At 35.7% G+C, this 24523-nt stretch carries 22 protein-coding genes; 21 read left to right on the top strand and 1 reads right to left on the bottom strand.

What is annotated here, in order from left to right:
- Positions 1 to 85: 85 nt before the first annotated feature.
- Positions 86 to 1840 (top strand): capsule assembly Wzi family protein, encoded by a 1755-nt coding sequence (locus AC6H0V_RS12910; protein WP_497560601.1) that lies wholly within the window; start codon positions 86 to 88, stop codon positions 1838 to 1840.
- On the opposite strand, the gene AC6H0V_RS12905 is transcribed toward AC6H0V_RS12910, so the two are convergent.
- Positions 1824 to 2606, bottom strand: coding sequence for a tyrosine-protein phosphatase (locus AC6H0V_RS12905; protein ID WP_497560600.1), 783 nt, complete (start codon positions 2604 to 2606; stop codon positions 1824 to 1826). The two genes, AC6H0V_RS12910 and AC6H0V_RS12905, sit on opposite strands and share 17 nt — an antisense overlap.
- Before the next feature lie 126 nt (positions 2607 to 2732).
- Here AC6H0V_RS12905 and AC6H0V_RS12900 point away from each other — a divergent pair, with 126 nt between their 5' ends.
- The 20 genes from AC6H0V_RS12900 to AC6H0V_RS12805 are packed head-to-tail and all read left to right on the top strand — an operon-like array spanning position 2733 to position 24460.
- Complete coding sequence (locus AC6H0V_RS12900) at positions 2733 to 3506, top strand: polysaccharide biosynthesis/export family protein (protein ID WP_497560599.1); 774 nt, start codon at positions 2733 to 2735, stop codon at positions 3504 to 3506.
- 18 nt (positions 3507 to 3524) lie between these two features.
- Positions 3525 to 5903 carry a GumC family protein gene (locus AC6H0V_RS12895; RefSeq protein WP_497560598.1) on the top strand — a complete coding sequence of 793 codons (2379 nt, stop codon included), beginning with the start codon at positions 3525 to 3527 and terminating at the stop codon, positions 5901 to 5903.
- 29 nt (positions 5904 to 5932) lie between these two features.
- Positions 5933 to 7237, top strand: a complete 1305-nt coding sequence (locus AC6H0V_RS12890; RefSeq protein ID WP_497560597.1) for a nucleotide sugar dehydrogenase — start codon at positions 5933 to 5935, stop codon at positions 7235 to 7237.
- A 2-nt stretch (positions 7238 to 7239) separates the two neighbouring features.
- Positions 7240 to 8229 carry an SDR family oxidoreductase gene (locus AC6H0V_RS12885; RefSeq protein WP_497560596.1) on the top strand — a complete coding sequence of 330 codons (990 nt, stop codon included), beginning with the start codon at positions 7240 to 7242 and terminating at the stop codon, positions 8227 to 8229.
- A gap of 2 nt (positions 8230 to 8231) precedes the next feature.
- Positions 8232 to 9239, top strand: coding sequence for an N-acetylneuraminate synthase family protein (locus AC6H0V_RS12880; RefSeq protein ID WP_497560595.1), 1008 nt, complete (start codon positions 8232 to 8234; stop codon positions 9237 to 9239).
- Positions 9229 to 10395 (top strand): UDP-N-acetylglucosamine 2-epimerase, encoded by a 1167-nt coding sequence (neuC, locus tag AC6H0V_RS12875; RefSeq protein ID WP_497560594.1) that lies wholly within the window; start codon positions 9229 to 9231, stop codon positions 10393 to 10395. Before AC6H0V_RS12880 ends, neuC begins: the two co-directional genes overlap by 11 nt.
- Positions 10395 to 11135 carry a GNAT family N-acetyltransferase gene (locus tag AC6H0V_RS12870; protein WP_497560593.1) on the top strand — a complete coding sequence of 247 codons (741 nt, stop codon included), beginning with the start codon at positions 10395 to 10397 and terminating at the stop codon, positions 11133 to 11135. The genes neuC and AC6H0V_RS12870 overlap by 1 nt, the downstream gene beginning before the upstream one ends.
- Before the next feature lie 5 nt (positions 11136 to 11140).
- Complete coding sequence (locus AC6H0V_RS12865; protein ID WP_497560592.1) at positions 11141 to 12103, top strand: hypothetical protein; 963 nt, start codon at positions 11141 to 11143, stop codon at positions 12101 to 12103.
- A gap of 2 nt (positions 12104 to 12105) precedes the next feature.
- Positions 12106 to 13029, top strand: a complete 924-nt coding sequence (locus tag AC6H0V_RS12860) for a polysaccharide deacetylase family protein (RefSeq protein ID WP_497560591.1) — start codon at positions 12106 to 12108, stop codon at positions 13027 to 13029.
- Positions 13026 to 13967 carry an NAD(P)-dependent oxidoreductase gene (locus AC6H0V_RS12855; protein WP_497560590.1) on the top strand — a complete coding sequence of 314 codons (942 nt, stop codon included), beginning with the start codon at positions 13026 to 13028 and terminating at the stop codon, positions 13965 to 13967. The genes AC6H0V_RS12860 and AC6H0V_RS12855 overlap by 4 nt, the downstream gene beginning before the upstream one ends.
- Entirely contained in the window at positions 13957 to 14655 is a 699-nt protein-coding gene (locus AC6H0V_RS12850) for an acylneuraminate cytidylyltransferase family protein (protein ID WP_497560589.1), read from the top strand. Before AC6H0V_RS12855 ends, AC6H0V_RS12850 begins: the two co-directional genes overlap by 11 nt.
- A 60-nt stretch (positions 14656 to 14715) precedes the next feature.
- The gene (locus tag AC6H0V_RS12845; RefSeq protein WP_497560588.1) at positions 14716 to 16167 is read left to right on the top strand and encodes a lipopolysaccharide biosynthesis protein; all 1452 of its coding nucleotides are present in this window, start codon (positions 14716 to 14718) and stop codon (positions 16165 to 16167) included.
- Entirely contained in the window at positions 16158 to 16715 is a 558-nt protein-coding gene (locus AC6H0V_RS12840; RefSeq protein WP_497560587.1) for an acyltransferase, read from the top strand. Before AC6H0V_RS12845 ends, AC6H0V_RS12840 begins: the two co-directional genes overlap by 10 nt.
- 2 nt (positions 16716 to 16717) lie before the next feature.
- Complete coding sequence (locus AC6H0V_RS12835) at positions 16718 to 18109, top strand: UDP-N-acetylglucosamine 2-epimerase (RefSeq protein WP_497560586.1); 1392 nt, start codon at positions 16718 to 16720, stop codon at positions 18107 to 18109.
- Positions 18110 to 18114: 5 nt separating this feature from the next.
- A complete protein-coding gene (locus tag AC6H0V_RS12830) occupies positions 18115 to 19305 on the top strand; it encodes a glycosyltransferase family 4 protein (RefSeq protein WP_497560585.1) in 1191 nt (396 codons plus the stop codon).
- Positions 19305 to 20465 (top strand): glycosyltransferase family protein, encoded by a 1161-nt coding sequence (locus AC6H0V_RS12825; protein WP_497560584.1) that lies wholly within the window; start codon positions 19305 to 19307, stop codon positions 20463 to 20465. Before AC6H0V_RS12830 ends, AC6H0V_RS12825 begins: the two co-directional genes overlap by 1 nt.
- A 15-nt stretch (positions 20466 to 20480) precedes the next feature.
- A complete protein-coding gene (locus tag AC6H0V_RS12820; RefSeq protein ID WP_497560583.1) occupies positions 20481 to 21740 on the top strand; it encodes an O-antigen ligase family protein in 1260 nt (419 codons plus the stop codon).
- Positions 21737 to 22927 carry a glycosyltransferase gene (locus AC6H0V_RS12815; RefSeq protein ID WP_497560582.1) on the top strand — a complete coding sequence of 397 codons (1191 nt, stop codon included), beginning with the start codon at positions 21737 to 21739 and terminating at the stop codon, positions 22925 to 22927. The genes AC6H0V_RS12820 and AC6H0V_RS12815 overlap by 4 nt, the downstream gene beginning before the upstream one ends.
- The gene (locus tag AC6H0V_RS12810) at positions 22908 to 23441 is read left to right on the top strand and encodes an LbetaH domain-containing protein (RefSeq protein ID WP_497560581.1); all 534 of its coding nucleotides are present in this window, start codon (positions 22908 to 22910) and stop codon (positions 23439 to 23441) included. The genes AC6H0V_RS12815 and AC6H0V_RS12810 overlap by 20 nt, the downstream gene beginning before the upstream one ends.
- Positions 23438 to 24460 carry a glycosyltransferase family 4 protein gene (locus AC6H0V_RS12805; protein WP_497560580.1) on the top strand — a complete coding sequence of 341 codons (1023 nt, stop codon included), beginning with the start codon at positions 23438 to 23440 and terminating at the stop codon, positions 24458 to 24460. The genes AC6H0V_RS12810 and AC6H0V_RS12805 overlap by 4 nt, the downstream gene beginning before the upstream one ends.
- Positions 24461 to 24523 lie beyond the last annotated feature (63 nt).

Genomic DNA, 24523 nt, shown 5'->3' with positions numbered 1-24523 from the left:
CAACTGAAAAACAACTATAGCTACTACCTTTTAACAAGGTATTTGTGTTGGTGAATGATTATATTAGTATGTTTGCCAAATTAGTATGTTTTATAAAGTAAAGAGCAACAGTGTGAAAAACACCAGTATTACCTTTAGGCCTCATCTTTCCATTCTTTTTTGCTCTTTATTTCTAAGCCTATTTTCGGTACTGTGTTTATATAGTTCTCCTAGTTTTTCCCAAACACTACCGGTTGGCTTACTTCAGAACATTGATGATAATTATAGGAGACAACAGCTCTTAGGGGTTGATACTTCGAATTCATCTTTCATGATTCGCCCCATCTTTATCAATAGCAGAAATGATCTACAGCTGTCTACCAATCGTGAAGCTCCAAGCCTTATGGAATGGAACCGTTTACTTTGGAAAAGTGCTAATGGAAATTCAGAGTTGCGTGCGTTGCCCATTGCTTGGCAACAGCAATATACTACACATCATCCCTATGGTATAAACGATGGAGCACTTATTCCTTCAAAGGGCTACGAAACTTCATTTTCAGCCGGCATATATGCAAAAATTGGTCCCTTAACTATTCAGTTGAGGCCTGAATTCGTATTCGCTGAGAATAAAAGCTTTAGGCTGTTGAGCGATGCAGATTATGGCCCTAATTTCACAAAATTCTATACTACGTATGTGAAAACCATAGATCTACCAGAGCGGTTTGGTACGGATACCTATCAAAAGTTTAATTGGGGCCAAAGCAGCATCCGCTTAAATTTGGGGCCTGCCTCCATAGGTTTGTCAAACGAAAACTTATGGTGGGGACCAGGAATAAGGAGCTCATTATTGATGAGTAATAATGCAGATGGTTTTAAGCACCTTACTTTAAACACCACAAGGCCGGTAAAAACATGGCTGGGTACTTTTGAAACCCAGATTATAGCCGGGCGCTTAGAAAATTCTGGAATTGAAATGCCCAAAAATCTAAATTTGCCACCTAAAAGTACGGATTGGCGATATTTATCAGCTATTAACTTTGTTTATCAGCCTAAATGGGTACCAAATCTATTTTTAGGTTTCGAACGTTCTTTTACCATTTATAGTAAGGATATTGGCAGTGGTTTCTCAGATTATTTCCCAATTTTTACTGGAGTCGAAAAAAAGAATTATCCTTATAGTTACGACACCAACTCTACAACAGAAGACGACATACCACGTGATCAGCGCTTATCTCTTTCAGCACGCTGGGTACTCCCCGAATCTAAGGCGGAAGTGTATGTTGAATTTGGCAAAAATGATCATAATTATGACCTTAGGGATCTCATTTCTGAGCCCGAGCACAATCGTGCTTATGTAGCGGGATTCAGAAAACTGGTTCCTTTAAATATCGAAGATCAATATATTCAGGTTGGTATAGAGTTTACGCAATTGGAGCAAACGGGCACCAAAGTATTGAGACAGGCAGATTATTGGTATAATCATTATTTAATATTGCATGGTTATACCAATAATGGGCAAATTCTTGGTGCAGGTATAGGCACGGCAAGTAATTTGCAATCCATGGATGTTAGCTGGGTAAAAGGATTAAAAAGAATTGGAATCCAATTGGAGAGGACGGTTCAAAATAATGAGTTGATGTATAAAGGAATCGGAGATGTACGCAGGCATTGGATAGACCTTAGTGCGACAGGAAGATTTGATTGGGACTATAAAGGCTTCATCCTTAATAGTGAAATCGGTTATATACGCTCCTTAAACTACCAGTATAATTTTTTAAGTCCCGAAAAATTTTTCTGGGACTGGGATAAACAAGATGTAAATAACCTACAGTTCAAAGTGGGGATTATCTATCGTTGGTAATTGGTAATAGGTGTTGATTTTGCAATAATCCACTATCTAACAAACGAACAAAAGATTTGCTTTTTGGCACCTGCTTTAAAATCTCTAAATGCTTTTCGTGGTGTAGGTCGGTCCCAATAAAATCGATCATGTCCTTTTCAATTAATTTTTCGGCGATGGCCCTGACGTGTTTTCCGTAGTGATCGGTTAGGGAAAGGGCATTAACCTGAAACTCAACTCCCATCTCTTTGAGGCGGGTAAAATAATTAAAAGTTTTGTGAAAAAACAGATACCGTTCTGGGTGCGCCAATATGATTCGATAGCCTTTAATCCCAATTTCAAAGATTTGTTCCTCTAAATTATGGGGCCTTGCCATCTGACTAAACTCAATCAAAAGACGATTTCCTGGTAAAGGTAATAAGGCATTATTATTTAGTTGTTCTGTAAACTGATCATCTAAGTAGTATTCTGATGAGACATCTAAACCCACCCCATCCAATAATTTTTCGTCTAAGAGACTAAATCCCTGTTTTAAGGTGTCACGGGTATTGGGATGGATATCTTGAAGGGTATGAGGAGTGGTAATGAGATGATGAAAACCTAGATCCCTGAGACCCTTGATAAGCTGTAAACTGTTTTCGACATTGGTTGCACCATCATCCACCCCAGGAATAAGATGAGAATGCATATCAATTCCAACAGCGCTAAAATCAGCATATTTAGCGTTTTTTGAGCGGTTAAAAAAAATCATTAAATAATTTGATTTGGTATCTACTAATCTAGTCATTACATCGGAATAAAAAAACATAGCATGAAATAAAGTAATAATCTTGATTTAATTGAGGTAAATTGTATTAATCATCGCTTTAAATATTATCTTTGCCAATTCAAATAAACCATGCATAATTTGCTTATGAGACGATTTTTCTATCTCTCTTTTTTGATTGTTTTTTTTGGCTCATGTAGTAATGTAGCTTATAAACAGGTCTCTTACTTTAAAGATCTGCCTCCTCAGGGCGTTATTGAGGAAGCGATACGTGAGCAGGCAAAATTAAAAATACAAAAGGGAGATATTTTAGCAATTGGCATTACCAGTTTAAATGAAGCTGCCTCAGCAATTTATAACCAAGGGAATATCAGCATAGCTACTTCCGCAGATGGAACTTCGAAAAGTGCCGGAGTTAATGGTTTTTTGGTAGATCAGGAAGGAAAAATACAAATTCCTCAACTTGGTTCTATCAAGGTTGAAGGTATGGGCACTGCTGAAGCGAGAACTCTTTTGCAACAAACCTTGTTAAAATACCTAAAGGAACCTGTTGTTAGCTTAAGGATCACAAATATTAAGATTTCTGTATTAGGAGACGTAGCGAAACCGGGCGTTTATCCCATTCAGAATGAGAAAATTACATTAACCGATGCATTAAGCATGGCGGGCGACCTAAACATTACCGCTTTGAGGAAAAATGTATTGCTCATAAGAGAAATAGATGGGAAACGTCAGTATGTAAGGTATGATCTAACCAGTAAGGAATTATTTAACTCGCCCTATTACTATTTACAGAACAATGATGTGCTGTATATCGAACCCGGCAATGCGAAGTATTCTAGCGTAGATTCTAGCTATAAAAATGTAGGTATCATTTTATCTGCACTCTCTTTAGTTGCCCTTCTAATTATTCAGCTATAGTCCATCTCATTTTACGACATGAATACAGACCCACACCAAAATGACTTTGAGCAAGAGTTTAATGAGAATGAAGGCATAAACCTAAGAGATATTTTATTAAAATATCTGTACTTCTGGCCCGTTTTTGTACTCTGTTTACTGATTACATTATCACTTGCATTTGTTTATCTGAGGTACACCAAACCTACTTATGAGGTTAAGGCTACCTTGTTAATAAAAGATAACAAGAAAGGGAGTGATTCGAAAGATATCTTAAACCAGTTAGATCTTTTTGGAGGCTCAAAAGTAGTTGAAAACGAAATCGAAATATTACAGTCTAAAGCTTTAATGTCAAAAGTAGTTGACCGCTTAAATCTGGCAGTGAAATATAATGTGGAGGGCAGGGTTGTAAATTCGGACATTTACGAAGAAAGACCGGTTAATATGGTATTGCTCGATATCGACCCAAGTATTTACGGGAAGATATTTCAGCTAAAAATAATAGACGACTCTCGCTATGAGCTGATTGATATGAATACTGGTCACAGAACTACCGGTGCATTTGATGTGGTTCAGCGCAGTGCCTTGGGGGTTTATAAGTTAGAGAAAACGGCACATTTTTTTTCCAACAGAAATAAAATATTAACATTAATAATATCTGATCCTGTAGCGGTTACAGATTCCTATCTCTCTAATTTGAAAGTGGGAATTGCTTCTAAACAATCTACAGTTCTTGAACTGGTTTATATCGCAACAATTCCAAAACGCGGCAAGGACATCCTTAACACGCTCATTAAAGTGTATAATGAAGCGGCGTTAGCAGATAAAAATCAAACTACGCAGAGTACCATTTCGTTCATCAATGAGCGTTTGGCCTTAATTAGTGGAGAGCTTACTGATGTCGAAAAACAAGCAGAAATTTATAAAAGCAGCCAAGGTTTAACCAATATAACAGATGATGCCGCTCTATTTTTAGATAATGTTAAAGCCAATGATCTTCAATTAAATGTGGTTAACATTAAACTTGAAGTTATTAAAGATATTAAACGCTATATCAACTCTAATTCGACACAAGAAAAATTGCCGGGTGCTTTTGGGATAGAAGATCCTGTATTGATATCGCAACTTAACCAATTAAGTGAGGCGCAATTACAGCGAGATCGCCTTTTGGCCACTACCCAACCTCAAAATCCTATTCTTGAACCGGTGAACAAGCAAATTGCTACCATTAGGGCTAGCATGAAAACCAATATTGAGAATATTGAGGCTTCGTTGCTTAGTACCAAACGCGGCCTTCAATCCTATAGTGCGGTTTATGAAAACTCTATCAAAAAGATCCCGCAGCAAGAACGTCAATTTACAAGTATAAAAAGACAACAGGGGATAAAGGAAAGCCTTTATTTATACCTGTTGCAAAAACAGGAAGAGGCCGCATTATCTTATGCTTCTTCTATAGCTGATAGTAGAGTGGTGGATGCTGCGTACAGTTCAAAACAGCCCATTCAGCCAAAAAGAGAGAACACTTTTTTAATCGCCCTACTATTAGGCATAGCTTTGCCTATTTTGTATATTTATATTAAAGAGCTCATCAATAATAAAATTCTTAGAACTTCTGATATTACTAAGCTAACTAATATACCTGTGTTAGGCGAAATAGGTTATGAAGAAAGTTCCGATCCTATCGTTGTAAACGTAAACAGCAGAAAGGCGGTAGCCGAACAGTTCAGAGCTATTCGTACTAATTTACAGTACATGCATGGCAAGAATACAAAGGGGCGCGTTACTTTATTCACGTCGAGCATGTCTGGTGAGGGAAAAAGTTTTGTTGCGAGTAACATCGGTACTGCCCTTGCGATAAGTGGGAAAAAAACGGTGTTATTGGAACTTGATTTGCGCAAGCCTAAGATCAGTAAGTACCTTAACCTAACAAATAGAAGTGGGTTAAGTAATTATCTAATAGGAAAAAGTGAGATTAAAGACATTATACAGCCTTCAGGTATTCATGAAAATCTTTTTGTAGTAGGTTCAGGCCCTATCCCCCCAAATCCGTCAGAATTATTAGTGCAGGATGATATGGATACACTGATTGCGTATTTAAAAACTCAGTTTGACGAAATTTTGATTGATACGCCTCCCATCGGTTTGGTTACCGATGCGCAGATCTTAGCTAGGTTAGCAGATGTGAGTATTTATTTGGTAAGACAAAGCGTAACCTTAAAAGACCAGATAAAAAGGATGGATCTAATTGCTAGAGATAAGTTCCCTAGATTGAATATCGTTTTCAATGGTATAAAAGACAACGGTCAAAATGGTTATTATGGCTATGGCTATGGTTATGGCTACGATTATTACTCTGATAGTAAGCCTAGTCGCTTTACTTTCAAATCAGCATTCAAAAATTTTTTAAAACGCTTTTAATACCTTAAAGAATCATGTCGGTAGCTAATATGTCAGTACCTCACTCAGAAGAAACCAAAATTGCAATCATTGGACTAGGATATGTAGGCTTGCCACTTGCTGTTGCATTTGCAGAGAAATATGCCGTTATTGGTTTTGATATTAACGAAAACCGAATTAAACAGCTTAATACGGGTATAGATTATACTCTTGAAATCGATTCAGCTCAATTGAAGCCCTTGATTTCGAGTGAACCACATAAAAAAGGACTTTATTTTACTTCAGATCTGGATCAGCTTAAAGACAATACAGTTTTTATCGTTACGGTTCCAACACCAACTGATAAATATAACCGCCCAGATTTAACACCTCTTTATAAAGCTAGTGAAACTGTAGGCAAGGTTCTTAAGAAAGGTGATATTGTAATCTATGAATCAACCGTGTATCCAGGCGTTACAGAAGACGAGTGTGTACCTGTTTTAGAAAAAATTTCTGGGTTAAAATTCAACATTGATTTCTATGCAGGTTATTCTCCTGAAAGAATAAATCCGGGCGATAAAGAACATACGGTTACTAAGATTTTAAAAGTTACTTCGGGCTCTACCCCAGAAATTGGAGAAAGTATCAATAAGCTATACCAATCTATTATTACCGCTGGTACGCATTTAGCACCTTCAATACGGGTAGCTGAGGCAGCCAAGGTAATCGAAAATTCACAACGTGATATTAATATTGCTTTCGTAAATGAATTGGCTAAAATATTTAATCTGTTGGGCATAGATACCAATGAGGTATTGGAAGCTGCAGGTACAAAATGGAACTTTTTGAAGTTCAAGCCAGGTCTGGTTGGCGGGCACTGCATCGGAGTTGATCCCTATTACTTGGCTCAAAAGGCTCAAGAAGTAGGTTATCACCCAGAGATTATCCTAGCGGGTAGAAGATTAAACGATGGGATGGGAGCTTATGTAGCTGGAGAAGTTATTAAACTAATGGTTAAAAAGGATATTCCTGTAAAAAAAGCCAAAATACTTGTTTTGGGCTTTACCTTTAAGGAAAATTGTCCTGATGTGAGAAACACTAAAGTTATTGATATTATCAACGAACTTAAAACATATCATACCGAAATCACGGTGTTTGATCCTTGGGCCAAACCATCAGCGGTGCTTCATGAATATGGCATCGAAACCGTTGATCAAAAAGAAAACATTGCTACAGACGCATTTGATGCAATTATATTAGCCGTATCCCATAAGGAGTTTAATGATTTCGATTTTGATGGCTTGAGAAGAGAAAATTCGATATTATACGACGTGAAATCTTGTTTAGGGAAACACTTAGTTGATGGAAGTTTATAAAGATGTACGACATTAAATACCATAATGATGATTTGGGTGATAAGTCGTTTTTAATCACGGGGGGCGCAGGATTTATTGGCTCTCACCTTGTAGAATATCTTTTAAAATACAAGGCCAAAAAAGTACGCGTTTTGGATAATTTTTCTACTGGGTTTCATCATAATATAAAGAATTTTAAAAGTAACCCTGCCTTTGAATTGGTTGAAGGAGATATTAGAAATAGAGAGGAATGTATGAAGGCCGTTGACGGCATTGATTACGTGAGCCATCAGGCGGCCCTAGGCTCGGTTCCAAGATCTATAAATGATCCGCTTACAACAAACGATGTTAATATCACTGGGTTTTTAAATATGCTGATGGCCTCAAGAGAAGCTGGGGTTAAACAATTTGTTTATGCAGCAAGCTCAAGTACCTATGGCGATCACCCCGCCCTGCCTAAAATAGAAGATACTATCGGCAATCCATTATCGCCTTATGCAGTGACGAAATTTGTAAACGAACTTTATGCGGCAGTATTTTCTAAAACGTATAACTTTCATTCATTAGGCCTAAGGTATTTCAATATATTTGGCCCGAGACAAAACGTTAAAGGTGCATATGCTGCGGTTATACCCCTGTTTACAAATGCAGCGTTGAACGGCGAAACACCAACAATAAATGGTGATGGATTAACTAGCCGTGACTTTACATTTGTAGAGAATGCTGTACAGGCTAACATTAAAGGAATGTTGAATATTACTTTAACTCAATCTGAGGTAATTAATATAGCTTGTAATGAGAGAACAACGTTAAATGATTTGTGGAGAATTATATCAGCTATCGCTGGAACTTCTATTAAGCCAAAATATCAACCAGAACGAGATGGGGATGTTAAACATAGTTTGGCAAGTATAGTTAAGGCAAAGCAATTAATTAATTATGAACCCACCATAAATTTAAATAATGGGCTAGGAATTACTGTTCAGTGGTTAAAATCGGAAAATAATTTATAATTATGTTCATTATTGGCGAAATAGGTCAGGCACACGAGGGAAGTTTGGGTATCGCCCATTCTTACATTGATGCATTGAAGGATAGTGGAATCAATGCTATAAAGTTCCAAACGCATATAGCTGAGGCCGAAAGTAGTGAATTTGAGCCTTTCCGTATAAAATTTAGCTATGAAGACGATACGAGGTATGATTATTGGAAACGCATGGAATTTAGCTTGCCGCAATGGAAAGAACTTAAGCGGCACTGCGACGATGCTGGACTAGAGTTTATTTCTTCTCCATTTTCTAATGCTGCGGTTGATTTATTAGAAGAGCTGGATGTAAAACGTTATAAAATAGGCTCTGGCGAGGTAAGTAACTTTTTATTGTTAGAAAGGATTGCCCAAACAGGTAAACCTATTATTTTATCTTCAGGAATGAGCTCTTTTGAAGAGATTGAGCAAGCTGTAAATTTTTTGGTTCCCTATAAAAATGAGCTCTCTATATTGCAATGCACTACGGCCTATCCCACTCAGCCCAAAGAATGGGGATTAAATGTGATCAATGAATTGAAATCTAGGTTTGCATATCCAATTGGTTTTTCGGATCATTCTGGTGAGATATATGCAGGTCTAGCGGCAGCAACATTGGGAATTGATATTTTAGAGTTTCACGTGGTCTTTAACAAGGAAATGTTTGGGCCTGATGCAAAAGCATCCCTAACGCTACCCCAGGTTTCGATGTTGGTAGAAGGGATCAAGCAAATTGAGGAAGCGAGGACTGCAAAGATCGATAAAAACTCTACCGTAAAGTATACGGAACTGAAATCAATGTTTGAAAAATCTTTAGCGGTAAATAAACATTTAGAAGCGGGACATATTTTAAGAAATGAGGATCTGGAAGCCAAAAAACCCAAAGGATATGGCATTCCTGCAAATCAATATAAAGAGGTGCTGGGAAAACGAATCGCTCACCAAATGAATAAATGGGATTTTTTAAACCCGCAAGATCTGGAACAAGATGGAAGATAAAAGAAAAGTTTGTGTTGTTGTAACAGCTAGACCCAGTTACAGTAGAATTAAAACTGCGCTCAAAGCAATCCAAAAGCACCCCAAATTGGAACTTCAGCTTGTAGTTGCTGCTTCAGCATTGCTTGATAGATATGGCAGTGCTGTTAATTACATCGTAAATGATGGGTTCGAAATTAGCGCCAGAGTTTTTAATGTGCTTGAAGGCGAGAATCCAACTGCAGCTGCAAAAACAACTGGTATTGGTATTTTAGAACTGTCAACAGTATTTGATAATTTAAAGCCCGATGTGATTGTTACTGTTGCAGATAGATTTGAAACCATGGCAACGGCTATATCTGCCAGCTATATGAACATTCCTCTTATCCATATTCAGGGTGGAGAAATTACCGGAAATATTGATGAGAAAGTTCGTCATGCTATCACGAAGCTATCTGATTTGCATCTTGTAGCCTCTTTAAAAGCACAAGAGCGCGTTGTACGGATGGGAGAGCATGAAGAAAGTGTAAAGATGACCGGTTGTCCGAGTATAGATCTCGCTAAAGAAATTATCGATAGGAAAGAGTTAAGCTTTGATCCCTTTATTAAATATGGGGGCGTAGGCCATAAAATAAATATTTCAGAAGGCTACTTGGTTGTTATGCAACATCCTGTTACCACAGAATATGAATCGAGCAGAAAGCATATTGAAGAAACGCTCAAGGCCATTTCAAAAATGAATATTCCAACCCTTTGGTTTTGGCCTAATGTGGATGCGGGATCTGATGGAACGTCAAAAGGGATTAGATCATACAGAGAACATCAACCAGAAGTTATAGAAAACATCCATTTCTTTAAGAACATGGAGCCTACTGATTTTCTTGAACTTATCAATCATTCTCTATGTTTAATTGGAAATAGCTCAGTGGGAATAAGAGAAAGTACTTATCTTGGTGTGCCTGTTGTAAATATTGGAAGTAGGCAGAACGGAAGAGAGCGGGGAGGAAATGTAATTGATGTAAATTATAGTGCCGAAGAAATCATTGATGGCATAAATAAACACATCAATCACGGTAAGTACCAGTCTAATTATACCTATGGTTCGGGAGATGCAGGAAAGAATATCGCAGATGAAATATGGAACTGGAGTCCGAGAATTGAAAAAATATTACAGTACTAATGAAAGTAGTGCTACAAAATGGAAGTACATATGGGAGACTAACTGCTTTTGATTTCGGTAATACTGAAATCGAAGAGTACCGTAACCATTATGATTATATCTTTTTTGCGAGTACGTCTGATTTTCCTGATCAAAATTTACAAGTTATCAAGAAAACCAGTGCCATAATTAAGGTTATTGAAATTGAAGAGGAGCAAATTGCTACTTATCATCCAACATGTAGAAATGAAATAAGACGAAGTTATAGGACTCCTGAGTTTTCTGTAGAAGTTAATTCAACTCCGTTAAACGAATTATTTCTGTTCCATTCAGCGTGTGAAAAGGAACGGGGATGGAAACCGGTACCACCAGAAGAATTGGATCAAAGCATAACCATATGTGTTAGATATAATTCGGAATTAATTGCCGGGATGACTGCTTATAAAGAAAGAGATTTTCTCCGCGTTGGAAGAATTTTTAGCAGAAGGAAATCTGAACTGTATAAAGAGTTGCCACAGGTTATATTTTCGTCCGCTTCAAGAAGAGTTGTTCACGAAATGACCAGATGGTGCAAAAATAATAACATAGATGTTTTGGATCTTGGGGGGGTTGATTTAGAGGATCCTTCTAAAATTGGCATTTCGAAATTTAAAATGTCCTTTGGATCAAGTATTACACCGATGTATTTAGGCAGAGTTTATGGAAATAATTACCTTGCCCTCGAAAAATATATAAGTGAGAATAATTACGATTTAACATAGAGGTGATGATACATATTCTAGGTCATAATGACATTGTCAGAAACTTATCTAAAGTATTAAAAGATAAGGGTATAGAATTTAAAGTCTTTAGTAATGTTAGCAATCCCAAAGATATTTATAATTATTATTTCATTGATAATGTTAATGAACTAAAGAAGGCTTTACAACAGGATGGCAGCAAATGTTTGAGAATCTCGGCGGGAGCCCCATGGATGTTTAGTAAATCTTTCTTAGAAGAATTCGAGGAAGGTATCTTTAACGTTCATGGTACTGCATTACCACAAGATAGAGGAGGTACGGTGGTTTCTTGGTTGATATTGAATAAAAAAAGGCTAGGTTATTCCGTAATTCATAAGATGACTTCCTCTCCGGATGCGGGTCCCATTCTAATGGTTAATGAATTTATTTACCCCTTAGATTGTATATATCCCTACCAGTATTTAGAAATCTATAACATTGAACAAGAAAAGCTAGCAACAAAGCTTTGTTTGGAATGGGCAGACAAAAAAGTTGATTTAAGAAATCTCTCCATCCAGCCCCATTATCTATCCACATACTGGCCGAGGTTGCAAGCAGATCTAAATGCAGCTATCGATTGGAGTTTAGAAGGTCAAGATATCGAACTCTTTGTAAGAGCCTTTGATGACCCTTATAATGGAGCTTTTACTTTTTGGAGAAATTTGCAAATAAGAATAAAAAAAGGGTTTTTTCAGTCCGATTTAAATTTCCATCCATTTCAATGGGGGATTGTTTATAGAAAGACCCAAACCCCAACTATTAAATATCTTGCCATTTCTGTGAAGAATGGAACACTTTATATTCAAGATGTAGTTGATAACGAAGGGAATGATATCTTTGATAAAATTTCTGAGGGAGATCGGTTCTATACGGAAGAGGCAGAAATTACTAAGTCTAAGCAGCGAGTAATCAAAGCAAAGGGAGGATTTAATACTCAAACCAAATTCTAATTTTGAAATTAACGATTGTTAACTATCATTATTTTAGAGAAGATATATACCTTTCCGGGATATATCCGGTTTCTAAAAAGCAATTTGAAAATCAATTGGATTTGATTTCGAAGAAGTATTGCTTTGTTTCTCAGAAAGATATTATTGAATTTTTGCTTGGAAGTAGAAGATTGGAAGGTAAGCAATGTTGTTTAATTACATGGGATGATGGACTTAAAGAGCAAATGAGCGCGTTTGAAACCATGAAGAGGCTATCGGTTCCAGCTATTTTTTATGCGCCTACTTATCCCATTTTCGAGAACAAGGTTTTAGATGTTCATAAAATACATTTAATAAGAACTAAAATTTCTGATGATTCTTTTTACAATGCGCTAAATGAATCATTTAAGATAGACTCATATACGTTTGACATTGATAAATTAGATAATCAATATCGCTATGACACTTTGATAAGCAAGAAGGTTAAATATTTTATCAACTTTGTGCTGTCTGAAAATGAAAGAAGCAAATTTCTAGATGATCTTTTTGAGGATTTATTTGGCGACGAAGCACGTTTTGCCCAATCTTTCTATATGAATAAAGATGATTTAATCGAAATATCTAAGGCAGATTCATTAGGATCACATGCACATAGGCATATTCCTTTAGCTAAAGTTGCCGCAGAAAATGCAAAAATGGATATTTTGAAATCGATTAATTTGTTAGAACAGTTAACTAACAAACCTATAGTGTCATTTAGCTATCCATACGGAGGAAATAGCGCAGTTAGTGAAAACCTGGTTCCTATGTTTAATGAAACCAATGTAAAATTCGCACTAACGATGTTGCGGGGCGAAAATGATTTATCGTTAGAAAACAAATTTTTATTAAAACGAATTGATACCAATGAGGCAATTGGAGGTAAGTACTATATAGCTGAAATTTGAAAAAATTATTAATTGCAGAGGTAAAAGATTTTTCATTAGAAGTTCTTCATACGTTAAAAAGAACATTTATTGTAGATTTTAAAGATATTGTAAAGGAAGATCTTAAACAGGCCTTTCTAGATTACGATATTTTTTGGTTTAGAATAGGCTTTAAACTCGATAAAGAACTGTTAGCACTGAAAAATAATAGGGTTAAAATAATCGTGTGCCCTGCAACTGGATTAGATCATATTGATACGAAATTATGTGAAGAATTAAATATTACGGTACTTAGTTTGAAAGGCGAATTTGAATTCCTTAAAAATGTAAGAGCAACAGCTGAGCATACCATAGGTTTAGCATTATGTTTAATTAGAAACACATTACCTGCCGCCAACAGTGTAAAGGATGGAATTTGGAACAGGGATTTATTTAAAGGCAGTGAATTATTTGAGAAGAAAGTTGCTGTAATTGGATATGGACGGCTAGGAAGAATTACCGCTGGTATTTATGCAGCGTTTGGTGCAAATGTTTTTATCTTTGACAGGGAAGAAATAGAAAATCCACCCTATAAAGTGGCTGAGAAAATTGATGACGCGCTACATAATTGTTTTTTATGTAGTTTGCATATTTCTTATAGTGATGAAAACATTGGATTTTTTGATGATAAAATGTTTGATCTGATGCCATTAGGAAGTTATTTTGTAAATACAAGTAGGGGTAGTTTGGTTAATGAACGAGCTCTTATAGAAAATGTTGAAACCGGAAAATTATTGGGAGTAGCCACTGACGTTGTAGAAAATGAACCGCATTTGGCCCAGTCAGAACTATGGATGTACGCTAATAAAAATCCTCAGAAAAACATCCTTATCACCCCACATATAGGGGGCAATACCCACGAAAGTTTTTATAAGACAGAGCTATTTATGGCAAACAAATTGATTTCCCATGAATACTAAAGTACTAGCTATTATTCCAGCAAGGGCCGGCTCGAAAAGAGTTCCCCAAAAGAATTTCAGACCATTTTCTGGTACAACCTTAACCAATCTGGCAATTGAGCAAGCATGTGAGGCTAAATTATTGGACAAGATTGTAGTGAATTCTGATGCAGATGAAGTCCTTTCTATTGCAAGTAATTACCAAGGTATTTTCACCTTAAGAAGACCAGAATCACTTGCCACCGACGAATCTCCTGCCATAGATTATATGTTGCAAACTATTTCAGAACTAGAAAGCAAGGGAGAAAAATTTGATTTGATCGTTATTATTCAACCAAGTTCTCCATTGAGAAATGGAGTGCATATAGATAAAACCATACAACTTTTATTGGATAATGCCGATGCCACATCCAGTGTGAGCGTAGTTAAACTGCCACACATGGCTCATCCCCATAAATTAAAAGTGTTAAAAGGCAACGTTCTAGAGCCCTTTCTTGTTGATGAAGGACAAAAAACTGCCGCACATGAATTGCCAGATGTATTTGTAAGAAATTGTGCGGTATACGTTTTTAGAACTGAGAATTTAAAGAACGGGATTACTTATGGAAATAAATGTTTAGGTTATGAAATGCCAGCCGAAACATCTGTGGATATTAACGATGTTCTCGATTTTAAATTTGCTGAATTTCTTTTCAAAGATTTAAAATAAAACACCTATTAGGTAATGTAAATGAAAGGGATATCTCTTTCATAATCACAATTGACCCAAATGAATATAATACAAAATATTAAGGCACTTACTAAAGATGGAGCAATCTATGGGTTAAGTAAGGTAGTTGGGCAGGTAATAGGTTTCTTTTTAATTCCTTTGTATACTAAGTATCTTACTCCTGATGATTATGCTATCCTATCCTTAATAGGGATATTATCCGTATCGTTTACATTATTTTCTAGTTTTGCGCTCGACTCAACTGCATATCGATTTGTAGGAATGATGAAGACACATAAGTATAGGATTATTTATGCGTCGAGTGCAAACACATTAATTATCATTGCTTCGGGATCATTGGGACTATTGTTGATTATTTTTAGTGCCCCTATGTCCAATATTCTTTTTGATACACCAGTACATGGTAAATATGTGGTGATCGGCGTTTTAGGGGCCATAGCAGCTACCATTTCAACTGTCCCAAGCGCATATTTTAGAATATTAAGAAAAGCGAAATTGATTGGGTTTTCAACCATATTGAATTTAATTGTTTCCATTACATCCACCATATTACTAGTTGTGGTATTTAAATGGGGAGTTACCGGTGCGCTATTGGGCAACTTTTTTGGCAACCTAGTTACTACCCTTTATCTTTCGATATCGGCTCCGATATGGAGATTTACTTTCTCAAAAGCTATAAATAAACAGCTCTTTTTATACGCGGCACCCATATTTCCACACAAGGTTTTGGCTTTTCTTTTTCCCGTATATAGCCAAATTGCATTAAAAGAATATACTTCACTTACAGATTTAGGCTATTATGCCGTTGCGTGGAAATTTTGCACGCCGTTTATGGTGTTTATCGGCACATTTCAGCAAGCATGGGCACCGTATAAATTTGAAATACTACGCAATCAACCTAATCCGAAAGCTACATTTATACGGTTGTTTAATGTTTATGTGCTTATTAGTGGAATTGTATTCCTATTTTCTGCTGGCTTGGGGAGCGACATACTAAAATTCTTCACACCAATTAATTTTCATACTGCAGGGAATTATGTGGCGTTTCTAGCGTTAATACCATTATTCCAAGGGATGTATTTTATGATGGGTACAGGGCAAGAGTTTTCTAAAAGCCCCAAACATTTACCTCTTATAAGTGGTAGCGGACTAATAATAGTTATTGTATCATCACTATTTTTATTGCCGAGGTATTCTGTGGCCGGTTTAGGTATCTCTATCAGTTTAGGCTGGTTAGTAATGGCAATTGGTAATTATTTATATTCTAATTCCCTTTATACCATTAAATACCAATGGAAACAGGTACTATTATTATTCTTTATATTTTTAGTACTGGGTTTTGCGCTCAACCGATTCAACGGCTATCAATTTAGATCGATCCTATATTTGAAAATCATAGTATTGATTGTTGTTTCTTGTGGCATTTCCTTGATTGTAATAACGCCGAAAAGAATAATCACATTTATTAAAATTAAAATGAAATGGGTTTAAATTTTAAGCAAAGTTTATATGTTAAACTTACAATAAGCCTTCCCAATAGGATAAAAAAATGGGTTAATGTCAAAGCCATTAATACCTATAGATTGCAGCAGGCGGTAGGTCGATGCGGAACGAATGTTATCGTAAATGGAACAGTAAGGGGTTTTGGGAAAAATGTGTATCTTGGTAATAACGTAAGTTTTAATGACAATTTTTTTGTGAACGGAGGAGGTGACTTAACTATAGGCGATTATTTCCATAGTGGAGTAAACATTACTATCATTACCTCTAATCATAATTACGAAAACGCAACGGCCATACCTTATGATAAGGTAAGAATAAATAAAGCGGTTGTTATTAAAGATTTTGTTTGGATCGGCAATAATGTTACAATAATTCCTGGCATTGTAATCGGCGAAGGCGCGATTATTGCAGCGGGTTCAGTTGTGGTAAAAGATGTCCCGGATTGCGCAATAGTTGGCGGTAACCCAGCAAAATTGATTAAATTTAGAAACTTAGAGGAATTCTATAAATTAAAGGACGAAAAAAAGTTCTTCTGATCATGAATAAATCGCAAGAAGAATATTATAAGGTACTTAATGAAATTAAAAGATTTGAAGGAGATGGTCTATTTTCTTACAAAGGCTTAAGTATTCCTAATATTTTATTGGCTGAGATAATTGCACATGATCTAAATGAAAATAAAGGCTTTTTTTCATTATATGAAAAAATTAAAAGTTTTTTAAAATACAATAAGAGAAAAATAAAATTTGATATTAAGGTTAATCCTGAAGATGATTGCATATTAATTTTTGTTAATACCCATAATCAGTGGGCTAGTATTGAACCCGTTTTTTCGGCCTTGTCAAGAACAAGGGCCAAAATAATCATATTAACCTCAAAGGATAAATTACATGCTAGATTCTTACGCCTAAAATATCCAACTGTATTGTTAAGAGGCTTTGAATATAAAATTGAAGATTTTAAAACTACCCCGCATACTTCCGATTACGAAGCAATTATCAGACATTATATCCCACAGATTAGATTTCTAGAAAAAGCCATTAGACAGGTGTTTTCCCACACTAATCCAAAGTACGTTTTAGTTGGTAACGATCTTACATATGAAGGCAGAGTGGTAACAATAATTGCTAAACAGCTCAATATCCCGACAGGAATTGTCCAGCATGGTACGATAGACCGCTTGAGCCCCATGTTTGGCCGGATCATCAGCGATCAGATTTTTGTGTACGGAAATAAAGCTTTTAATGCATTGGTTGCAGTTGGATTAAACCCTGAACATATCGAAATTGCAGGATGGACCCAAAAAGAAGTAGTGTTAAACCAGCTTAAAGGTGCAGAGCGATTTAATGATTTTGCGGAAGATTTTATCGTGATCTCATTAAGTGGACATGGGCATAGCACTAGTAGTTCACATCATTTTCAAATAATTTCGTTCCTAAAGCAGTTACAACATGAATTACAATTGAATTTTTGCATTAAACTCCACCCTAAAGATAAAAGAAGTTACTATCGGGAGTTTGATAAAAATCGTACAATTTTATTAAATAACGAGGATTTAGCCGAAAGGAATCTTGTATTTCATGAAATATTAAAAAGTGCAAAACTTGCTATCACAGGGGCAAGTTCATCCGTATTTGATGCTTTAGTAGTGCAAATACCAGTAATTACCGTGGATTTTTGTGATGAATATAGCGACATTGGATTTATTCAAGATGGGCTAACACTTCATGTTAAAACATATGATGAATTAAAAGCGACAGTTACTAAAATACTGGATAACAATTATTCTCATTTAAATTCTGGCAACAATGCTATTGAAGAATATTTCCACAATTACTACGAGAACAATTATTCTTCAAGCAATTTTATTAGTGACAAAATTCTCGAAAAAGCTAATATTTTGCCAAGTCAAAGCAATAAAAGCCAATAGCAAGAATGGAGAAAGTTAAGGCTATTGATGTACTATTTGTTCATCACTTACCAGTAATAGGAGGGGCTACACAAAGTTTATACACCTTGGTAAAATCCTTTACAGAGAGTGGACTAAGCTGTAAGGTTCTGTTTTTAAGCAAAAGTGGAAATGCCATACCGTATTATCAATCAGCAGGATTTGATGTAGAAGGCGTCGATGATATTGTAACCTATGCCCATGCCTACGGAGCTTACAATAGCTTTATATCCCGAAAACCCCATCGGGTTTTGACCAAGTTGTACAACTCTTTTAAGTCTGTTAATAGTGCTAAGAAATATATCGAGCACTATCAACCTAAAATCGTGTACTTAAATACCAGTGTATTATTTCCATTTGCCATAGCGGCTAAAAAACTTAACGTTAAGGTTATTTGGCATCTACGGGAGCAATTGCACAACGGAAATCTGGGCCTTCGGAAAAAATTGTTTCAATATCTGTTTAAAACGTATAGTGATGAAATTATTTCTATATCAAAAGTAAACGCCAAAGCCTTGGGTTTACCAAATACCCATGTCATTTATAACAGTGTAAACATGAATATCTTTAATCCAGAATTGGATAGTTCATCTTTCAAGGAAAAATATGCTTTAGATGGTTATAAGGTAGTTACCTATATCGGTGGACATGTTAAAAGTAAAGGTGCCCCGCTCTTTATAAAAGCTGCTTTGGACGTTTTGAAAAATAATACTAATGTTAAGTTTATTGTAGCCGGGGAGTTCAATTTAAGCGATAAGAAAAAACAGAATAAGGTTGAAAAGGAAGTCCAAGATTTAATTTCTAATTCAAAATTTAAAGAACAAATAATTTTTACAGGGGTGCTAGAAAATGTAGCCGTATTGTTAAATGCTTCAACTTTGTTGGTATGGCCAGCAATTGTACCTCATTTTGCAAGACCTATAATGGAAGCAATGGTAATGGGTAAACCAGTAATTGCCAGTAATTTTTTAAGCTCATCTGAAATTGTTGAAGAGGGTAAAACGGGTCTGTTAGTTCATCCTGACGAGAAGAAATTGAGCGAAGCAATTACCACAATGATTAATAATGTACCTCAAATGGAGGAGATGGGCGTTAACGCAAGAAACAAGGGAGCCTTGCTTTTTAATGGAGATGTAAATAATAAAGTGATTTTAGAGTTGGTGAAGAAACATTTATAATGGAAGGTCTGAAATCTAATATTCTATTTGTAGTACGGGCACTGCCCTATGAGGCTGGCGGAACCCCAATAGTTATAAGAAATTTATTGAAATATCTTCCTAAAGAAAATATTTACGTTTTAGGTCGTAGGGTAAATCCAAAAAAGGAACTGGACAGTTCACAAATAAAACAGAAAATGTTCAAAATCCCCATTTTATACACTTTTGGGCATAGATTTTGGAAATATTTTTCAATACTACCCGGGTTTTTTATTGGCCTCTATATCATTAAAAAATATAAGATAGAAAAAATAATTGGCGTTTTTCAAGATGATGCATCCTTAATATTGGCCTACTTATTAAGCAAATCCAATAAGAATGTTGGTTTTTATCCCTATTTTATGGATCTATATGCAGAGCAAAAAACCGGATCAAGTGCTAGATTTTCCCAGAAAACCCAAGAAAAAATTTTTAATAGGGCACAGAAAATCCTGTTACTTAGTGAGGGAATGAGAAAACTCCAATCCAGTAATTACAACTATAATTTTGCAACCGTTCCAGTTATTAGCGATAAAAATCTAAATGCAACTGTTGATGGAAGTAATAAAAGTAACGAGAAATTTGTGATACTGTTTAGTGGAACCGTAAATGATGATCGTCTTGAAACACTTAAAGAATTTACAAAACACATAGCTAACGACAATAGGTTTACATTTAAGTATCTTACGGGACAATCAGAAGATGAACTAAGAAGGTTAGAAGTGTTTTTTGATGGATTCGAGCTTCAATATTGCAAAACCCAACAGGAACTATTAGGTGCCTTAAACCGGGCTAACTTACTATACCTTCCCTTAAGATTTACGTATGAAAAATCTATGGAAGCACAAATAACCACGTGTTTTGGAGCAAAAGTATTCGACTATATTCAAGTAAAAGTGCCAACTCTTATTCATTCGCCGGATAATTTTTACAATTACACGTTTTTTGAAGATAATAATGCTGGATTTTTATTAAATACACTTAACCCAAGAGAAATAAGTTTATTTTTGGATTCAATTTTCACCAAAGAATTTATGTGCGAAGCACAAGAAAAATATGAAAATGCAAATAGAATAGCTGAAAGATTTGCAGGCGATATTGTGGCCGAAATTTTTCTTAAAGAAATAGGTGAAATTAATTAATGGTAATTACTCTTGATGTCTAGTCGTCCAGTTCCTAAAAATCTTCCTTCAAATATTCAAAAACTAATCAACTTGTTTTTGTTTTTTTTGGCATTCCCGTCCATTGTACTTTTAGGTAATTCGATCACATTTTACATTTTTATCGTGATCATTTATAAGGTGGGTATCTTTTGGGTTAAACCCTTTAAAGGGAAACGACTGTTTTTTTCATTTCTTTTTGTTGTTATCATTTCAACCATTACGGGATTGTTCTTGGATATGCCCAGGCATCCAGGTTTCTTTTATGCGGCAGAGATTATCATACAGTATATTTATTGGATTTTACTTGCTGCTTTTATGATTTTTTATGGAAAAAGAATCAATTTTTTCCAAGCCAGTAAATGGTTGTTTTTTGGTACTGTGGCATCTATTGTTGGATTTTATGGGTTGCCGTTTAAATTAGATCTAAGTGTTTTTAGCTTGGTAACCAATGCCACAAGAAACTCTTTTGTTTTTTCATTACTGTGTACGATTCCGCTTTCCTTTCCCTATCTGATAAATCGCTACGGAAAAAATAAGATGATTTATTTTTTCGTTTTTTTTGGATTATCAATGTTGTTTACGAATGGAAGGTCTGGTGCGGTAATTATATTGGTACAGTTATTTCTCGTTGCAAGTATATTTTACCCCACCCTTAAAAGGGCAGTAAATATCTCAATTGTACCGATGCTTCTTCTTTTTTTTATCTTACAGTCTGATGGCGTACAGCTTTATCTTAATGGATTTGCAAACCAGGTAGAATCGGTTAATCCAAGGTTTGCCAATCTTTTAAGATCTGAAGGGGATGGAGATTTGACTCTTGATAAATCATGGCTGATCCGAAAGTTGATGATAGACAAAGGCTTTGAGATTGCTAAAGAACACCCTTTAATTGGTATCGGTGCTAATAATTTTAAATATTACGATTCGGAATTGGCCACTTATGGGGGTTACGATCGACTTAGCTATCTATCTACTTCGTTATTTAATTCGCTCTCCGCTCATAACTCCTATATTCAAATTTTTGCCGAATTCGGAAGCATCGGATTTTTATTTTTCATCCTAATTTTGATAAACCCTATTATAATTTTAGTTAAGAAAATTTTTGTTCAGGGTTTAACAATAAGCGACCTCCCTTTGATAAGTTTATTAGGTATTTGCTTCCATTTTTATGCAATTGCTTCTATAACCGGGGCCATTCCGTGGTTTGTAATCGGTTTATGTTGGGCCATTCCTAACTCTAAAGCAATAAAATGACATTAGCATACTATTATCATATTCCTTTAAGGCAGTATAATGGAAAGTTATATTTACCGGGCTATTTGGCGGTTTTTATTGATTCTTTAGCAAAGGAAGTGGAAGAACTTATCCTTATTATGCACCAATGTAGTGTGGCCCAGGAAGTAGAAGCAGATACTGAGTTGATAGGCACCAACATTCGTTGGATAAACCTTGGTGTTAAAACACCAAGTTGGCATAGAGCCATATTCCATTACAGATTTCTAAAAAACCTAAAGCAACAATTGGGCGACTCTTGCGATGCGATCATAGTAAGATCTCCAACCCCATTGGCACCATACTTTAAACGTTATTTTAAAACCATCAAGATAATCTTCATGGTTGTTGGCGATTATGCTGAAGGAGCCGATCATTTGGTTATCAAAAGTTTAAGAGATCTCGCTATACATTATTATCTTAAATTAAATGACAGGCTTTTTCGTAAAGAAATGAAAAGCACAGATGTATTGGTTAATTCTCCGGGCCTTTATAGAAAGTACTTACCCATTAGTAAGTCCATTAATCTGATAAAAACAACAACATTATCACAAAAAGATATTATCTTAAGGGTAGATACGTGCCAATCCCCAATTATTCAGATTCTTTATACGGGCCGAATAGACCCCGCTAAAGGTCTTTTTGAATTGGTTGATGCTTGTGCAAAATTGAAGGCAAACGAAATCTCATTTCAATTAAACTTAGTGGGTTGGGAACAAGATTCCGGTAAATCTGTTGAAGCTGCATTGCTCAAACATGCTGAGAAACTCGGCATCAACGAAAATGTTGTCTTTCATGGAAGAAAAAAAGTAGGGCCTGAACTTAATTCTTATTATATGAATGCAGATATCTATGTGATACCTTCCTATCATGAGGGGTTTCCTCGGACAATTTGGGAAGCCATGGCTAATGGACTGCCCGTTATTGCCACAAATGTTGGGGGGATTCCCGAATATTTAGAGCATCAAAAGGATGTTATTTTAATAGAACCAAAAAATTCGGATGCGATATACGAAGCTATATTAACCCTGATCAAAAATGAAACCCTAAGAAGGTCAATTATATGTAATGCACGAGAAAAGGTTTTAGAGAATACCCTTGAAATTCAATCCTCTAAATTAATTCAAATCGTTAATTCTAGTCTAATTGATGATGTTAGAACAAATTAAATATTTCTTTCGAGATATTAACAGGATGTTAGGTAAACACAAAATTAGAATTGTGATTATCTGGCTAAGCAGGGGATTTGTTGGAGTATTCATTTATCGATTTGAACGCAGCCTCTACCTCGTTTTTGGTCCAGCTTATAAATACATTAGAATAATTTTAGTCCCAATTCTTAATTTACTGCAGGCATATTCAAATTTAGATATCCACTATCAAGCCAATATAAAAGGCGGATTGCTGATTCTACATCCCAGCATGGGTGTTGTAATCTCTGGACATTCAATTATAGGAGAGGATTTCACACTTACTGGTGGGAATGTTTTGGGGGTAAAAAACGATTCAAGCAATACAAAAATTATAATAGGCAACAACTGTAAACTTGGTGCCAATGCAGTGGTGCTAGGACCAATTAAATTAGGCAACCTTATTAACGTTGGTGCTTCCGCCTGTGTGATTAAAGATTGCCCTGAAGATGGCTCAACTCTTATTGGGGTTCCTGCAAAACGAATGTTATGAGCAAGAAGCTAAGGAAAATCGTTTATTTCGGAAACAAAATAAGTGGTTACAGAAAAGCAAAATCTGTAATGGAGACACTGATTCCATATTTTGAACAACACTATATTGTCAGTTCTTATTCTAGCTATCAGCACAAGATTTTGAAAATGCTTGATATGCTTGTTAACTTCTTTAGAAAGGGCCTGCGGGCCGATGTCATTATTATTGATGTTTATTCTACAGCTAATTTTTATTTTGCCCTTATCTTATCTTTCCTTTCACATCTATTTAAAATCCCATACATTTTATTTCTTCATGGTGGGAATCTACCAACTAGATATAGACAGTCTGCCAATAGGGTAAGTTTTATGTTTAAACACGCAAAGTCTATAATTGCCCCATCCAACTATTTGAAATCTTTTTTTGAGGCTGAGGGTTTTGAAATTACCTACATTCCGAACATCATAAATTTAGAAATGTATGAGTTTAAGGATCGACCACAAATCTTACCCAAACTACTTTACTTACGGGGTTTTGGTAAAATTTATAATCCTTTGATGACGGTTAGGGCTGTCAAGATTTTAAAGGAAAAGTTCCCGAACGTTGAGCTCGTAATGCTAGGTGGAGATATAGATGGCACCCTTCATGAAACACAAGCACTGATCGAGCAATTAGACCTTTCACAACAGGTTAAAATTCAAGGGAAGATGAATCGAGAAGAGTGGATTAAATTATCATCCGGTTACGACATCATGGTAAGCAATCCCATAATAGATAATGCACCCGTTAGCATTATTGAGGGCATGGCTCTAGGTTTGATTGTTGTTTCTACTCGTGTAGGCGGGATAACCCATTTATTAAAAGATATGGACGACTCCCTTTTGATTGCTTCCGATGTGCCTGAGGAACTGGCTGCTAAAATAGAGTTTTTGCTAAATAACCCAGATATAGGGCATTCCTTACAACTAAGGGCGCGACAAAAAATTGAAGAATTTACTTGGGAAAAAATTAAAGATCAGTGGTTTTTCCAACTTAATTAATGGTGGGTTTAAACTAAGTTTTTAATACATTTTAGACTAATAATAGCTAAGTTTGTACATATA

The sequence above is a fragment of the Pedobacter sp. NO84 genome, from assembly GCF_059703915.1.
Note: the sequence above shows the minus strand (reverse complement) of the source record. Positions and strands in the feature narration are given on the sequence as shown.

Excerpts from the sequence above, each read along its gene's own strand:
- AC6H0V_RS12835 (WP_497560586.1), top strand. The coding sequence starts at position 16,718 with ATGAATAAATCGCAAGAAGAATATTATAAGGTACTTAATGAAATTAAA.
- AC6H0V_RS12820 (WP_497560583.1), top strand. The coding sequence starts at position 20,481 with ATGTCTAGTCGTCCAGTTCCTAAAAATCTTCCTTCAAATATTCAAAAA.
- AC6H0V_RS12815 (WP_497560582.1), top strand. The coding sequence starts at position 21,737 with ATGACATTAGCATACTATTATCATATTCCTTTAAGGCAGTATAATGGA.
- AC6H0V_RS12910 (WP_497560601.1), top strand. The coding sequence starts at position 86 with ATGTTTTATAAAGTAAAGAGCAACAGTGTGAAAAACACCAGTATTACC.
- AC6H0V_RS12825 (WP_497560584.1), top strand. The coding sequence starts at position 19,305 with ATGGAAGGTCTGAAATCTAATATTCTATTTGTAGTACGGGCACTGCCC.
- AC6H0V_RS12870 (WP_497560593.1), top strand. The coding sequence starts at position 10,395 with ATGAAAGTAGTGCTACAAAATGGAAGTACATATGGGAGACTAACTGCT.
- neuC (WP_497560594.1), top strand. The coding sequence starts at position 9,229 with ATGGAAGATAAAAGAAAAGTTTGTGTTGTTGTAACAGCTAGACCCAGT.
- AC6H0V_RS12805 (WP_497560580.1), top strand. The coding sequence starts at position 23,438 with ATGAGCAAGAAGCTAAGGAAAATCGTTTATTTCGGAAACAAAATAAGT.
- AC6H0V_RS12865 (WP_497560592.1), top strand. The coding sequence starts at position 11,141 with ATGATACATATTCTAGGTCATAATGACATTGTCAGAAACTTATCTAAA.
- AC6H0V_RS12850 (WP_497560589.1), top strand. The coding sequence starts at position 13,957 with ATGAATACTAAAGTACTAGCTATTATTCCAGCAAGGGCCGGCTCGAAA.
- AC6H0V_RS12880 (WP_497560595.1), top strand. The coding sequence starts at position 8,232 with ATGTTCATTATTGGCGAAATAGGTCAGGCACACGAGGGAAGTTTGGGT.
- AC6H0V_RS12840 (WP_497560587.1), top strand. The coding sequence starts at position 16,158 with ATGGGTTTAAATTTTAAGCAAAGTTTATATGTTAAACTTACAATAAGC.
- AC6H0V_RS12885 (WP_497560596.1), top strand. The coding sequence starts at position 7,240 with ATGTACGACATTAAATACCATAATGATGATTTGGGTGATAAGTCGTTT.
- AC6H0V_RS12905 (WP_497560600.1), bottom strand. The coding sequence starts at position 2,606 with ATGACTAGATTAGTAGATACCAAATCAAATTATTTAATGATTTTTTTT.
- AC6H0V_RS12830 (WP_497560585.1), top strand. The coding sequence starts at position 18,115 with ATGGAGAAAGTTAAGGCTATTGATGTACTATTTGTTCATCACTTACCA.
- AC6H0V_RS12845 (WP_497560588.1), top strand. The coding sequence starts at position 14,716 with ATGAATATAATACAAAATATTAAGGCACTTACTAAAGATGGAGCAATC.
- AC6H0V_RS12890 (WP_497560597.1), top strand. The coding sequence starts at position 5,933 with ATGTCAGTACCTCACTCAGAAGAAACCAAAATTGCAATCATTGGACTA.
- AC6H0V_RS12895 (WP_497560598.1), top strand. The coding sequence starts at position 3,525 with ATGAATACAGACCCACACCAAAATGACTTTGAGCAAGAGTTTAATGAG.
- AC6H0V_RS12810 (WP_497560581.1), top strand. The coding sequence starts at position 22,908 with ATGATGTTAGAACAAATTAAATATTTCTTTCGAGATATTAACAGGATG.
- AC6H0V_RS12900 (WP_497560599.1), top strand. The coding sequence starts at position 2,733 with ATGAGACGATTTTTCTATCTCTCTTTTTTGATTGTTTTTTTTGGCTCA.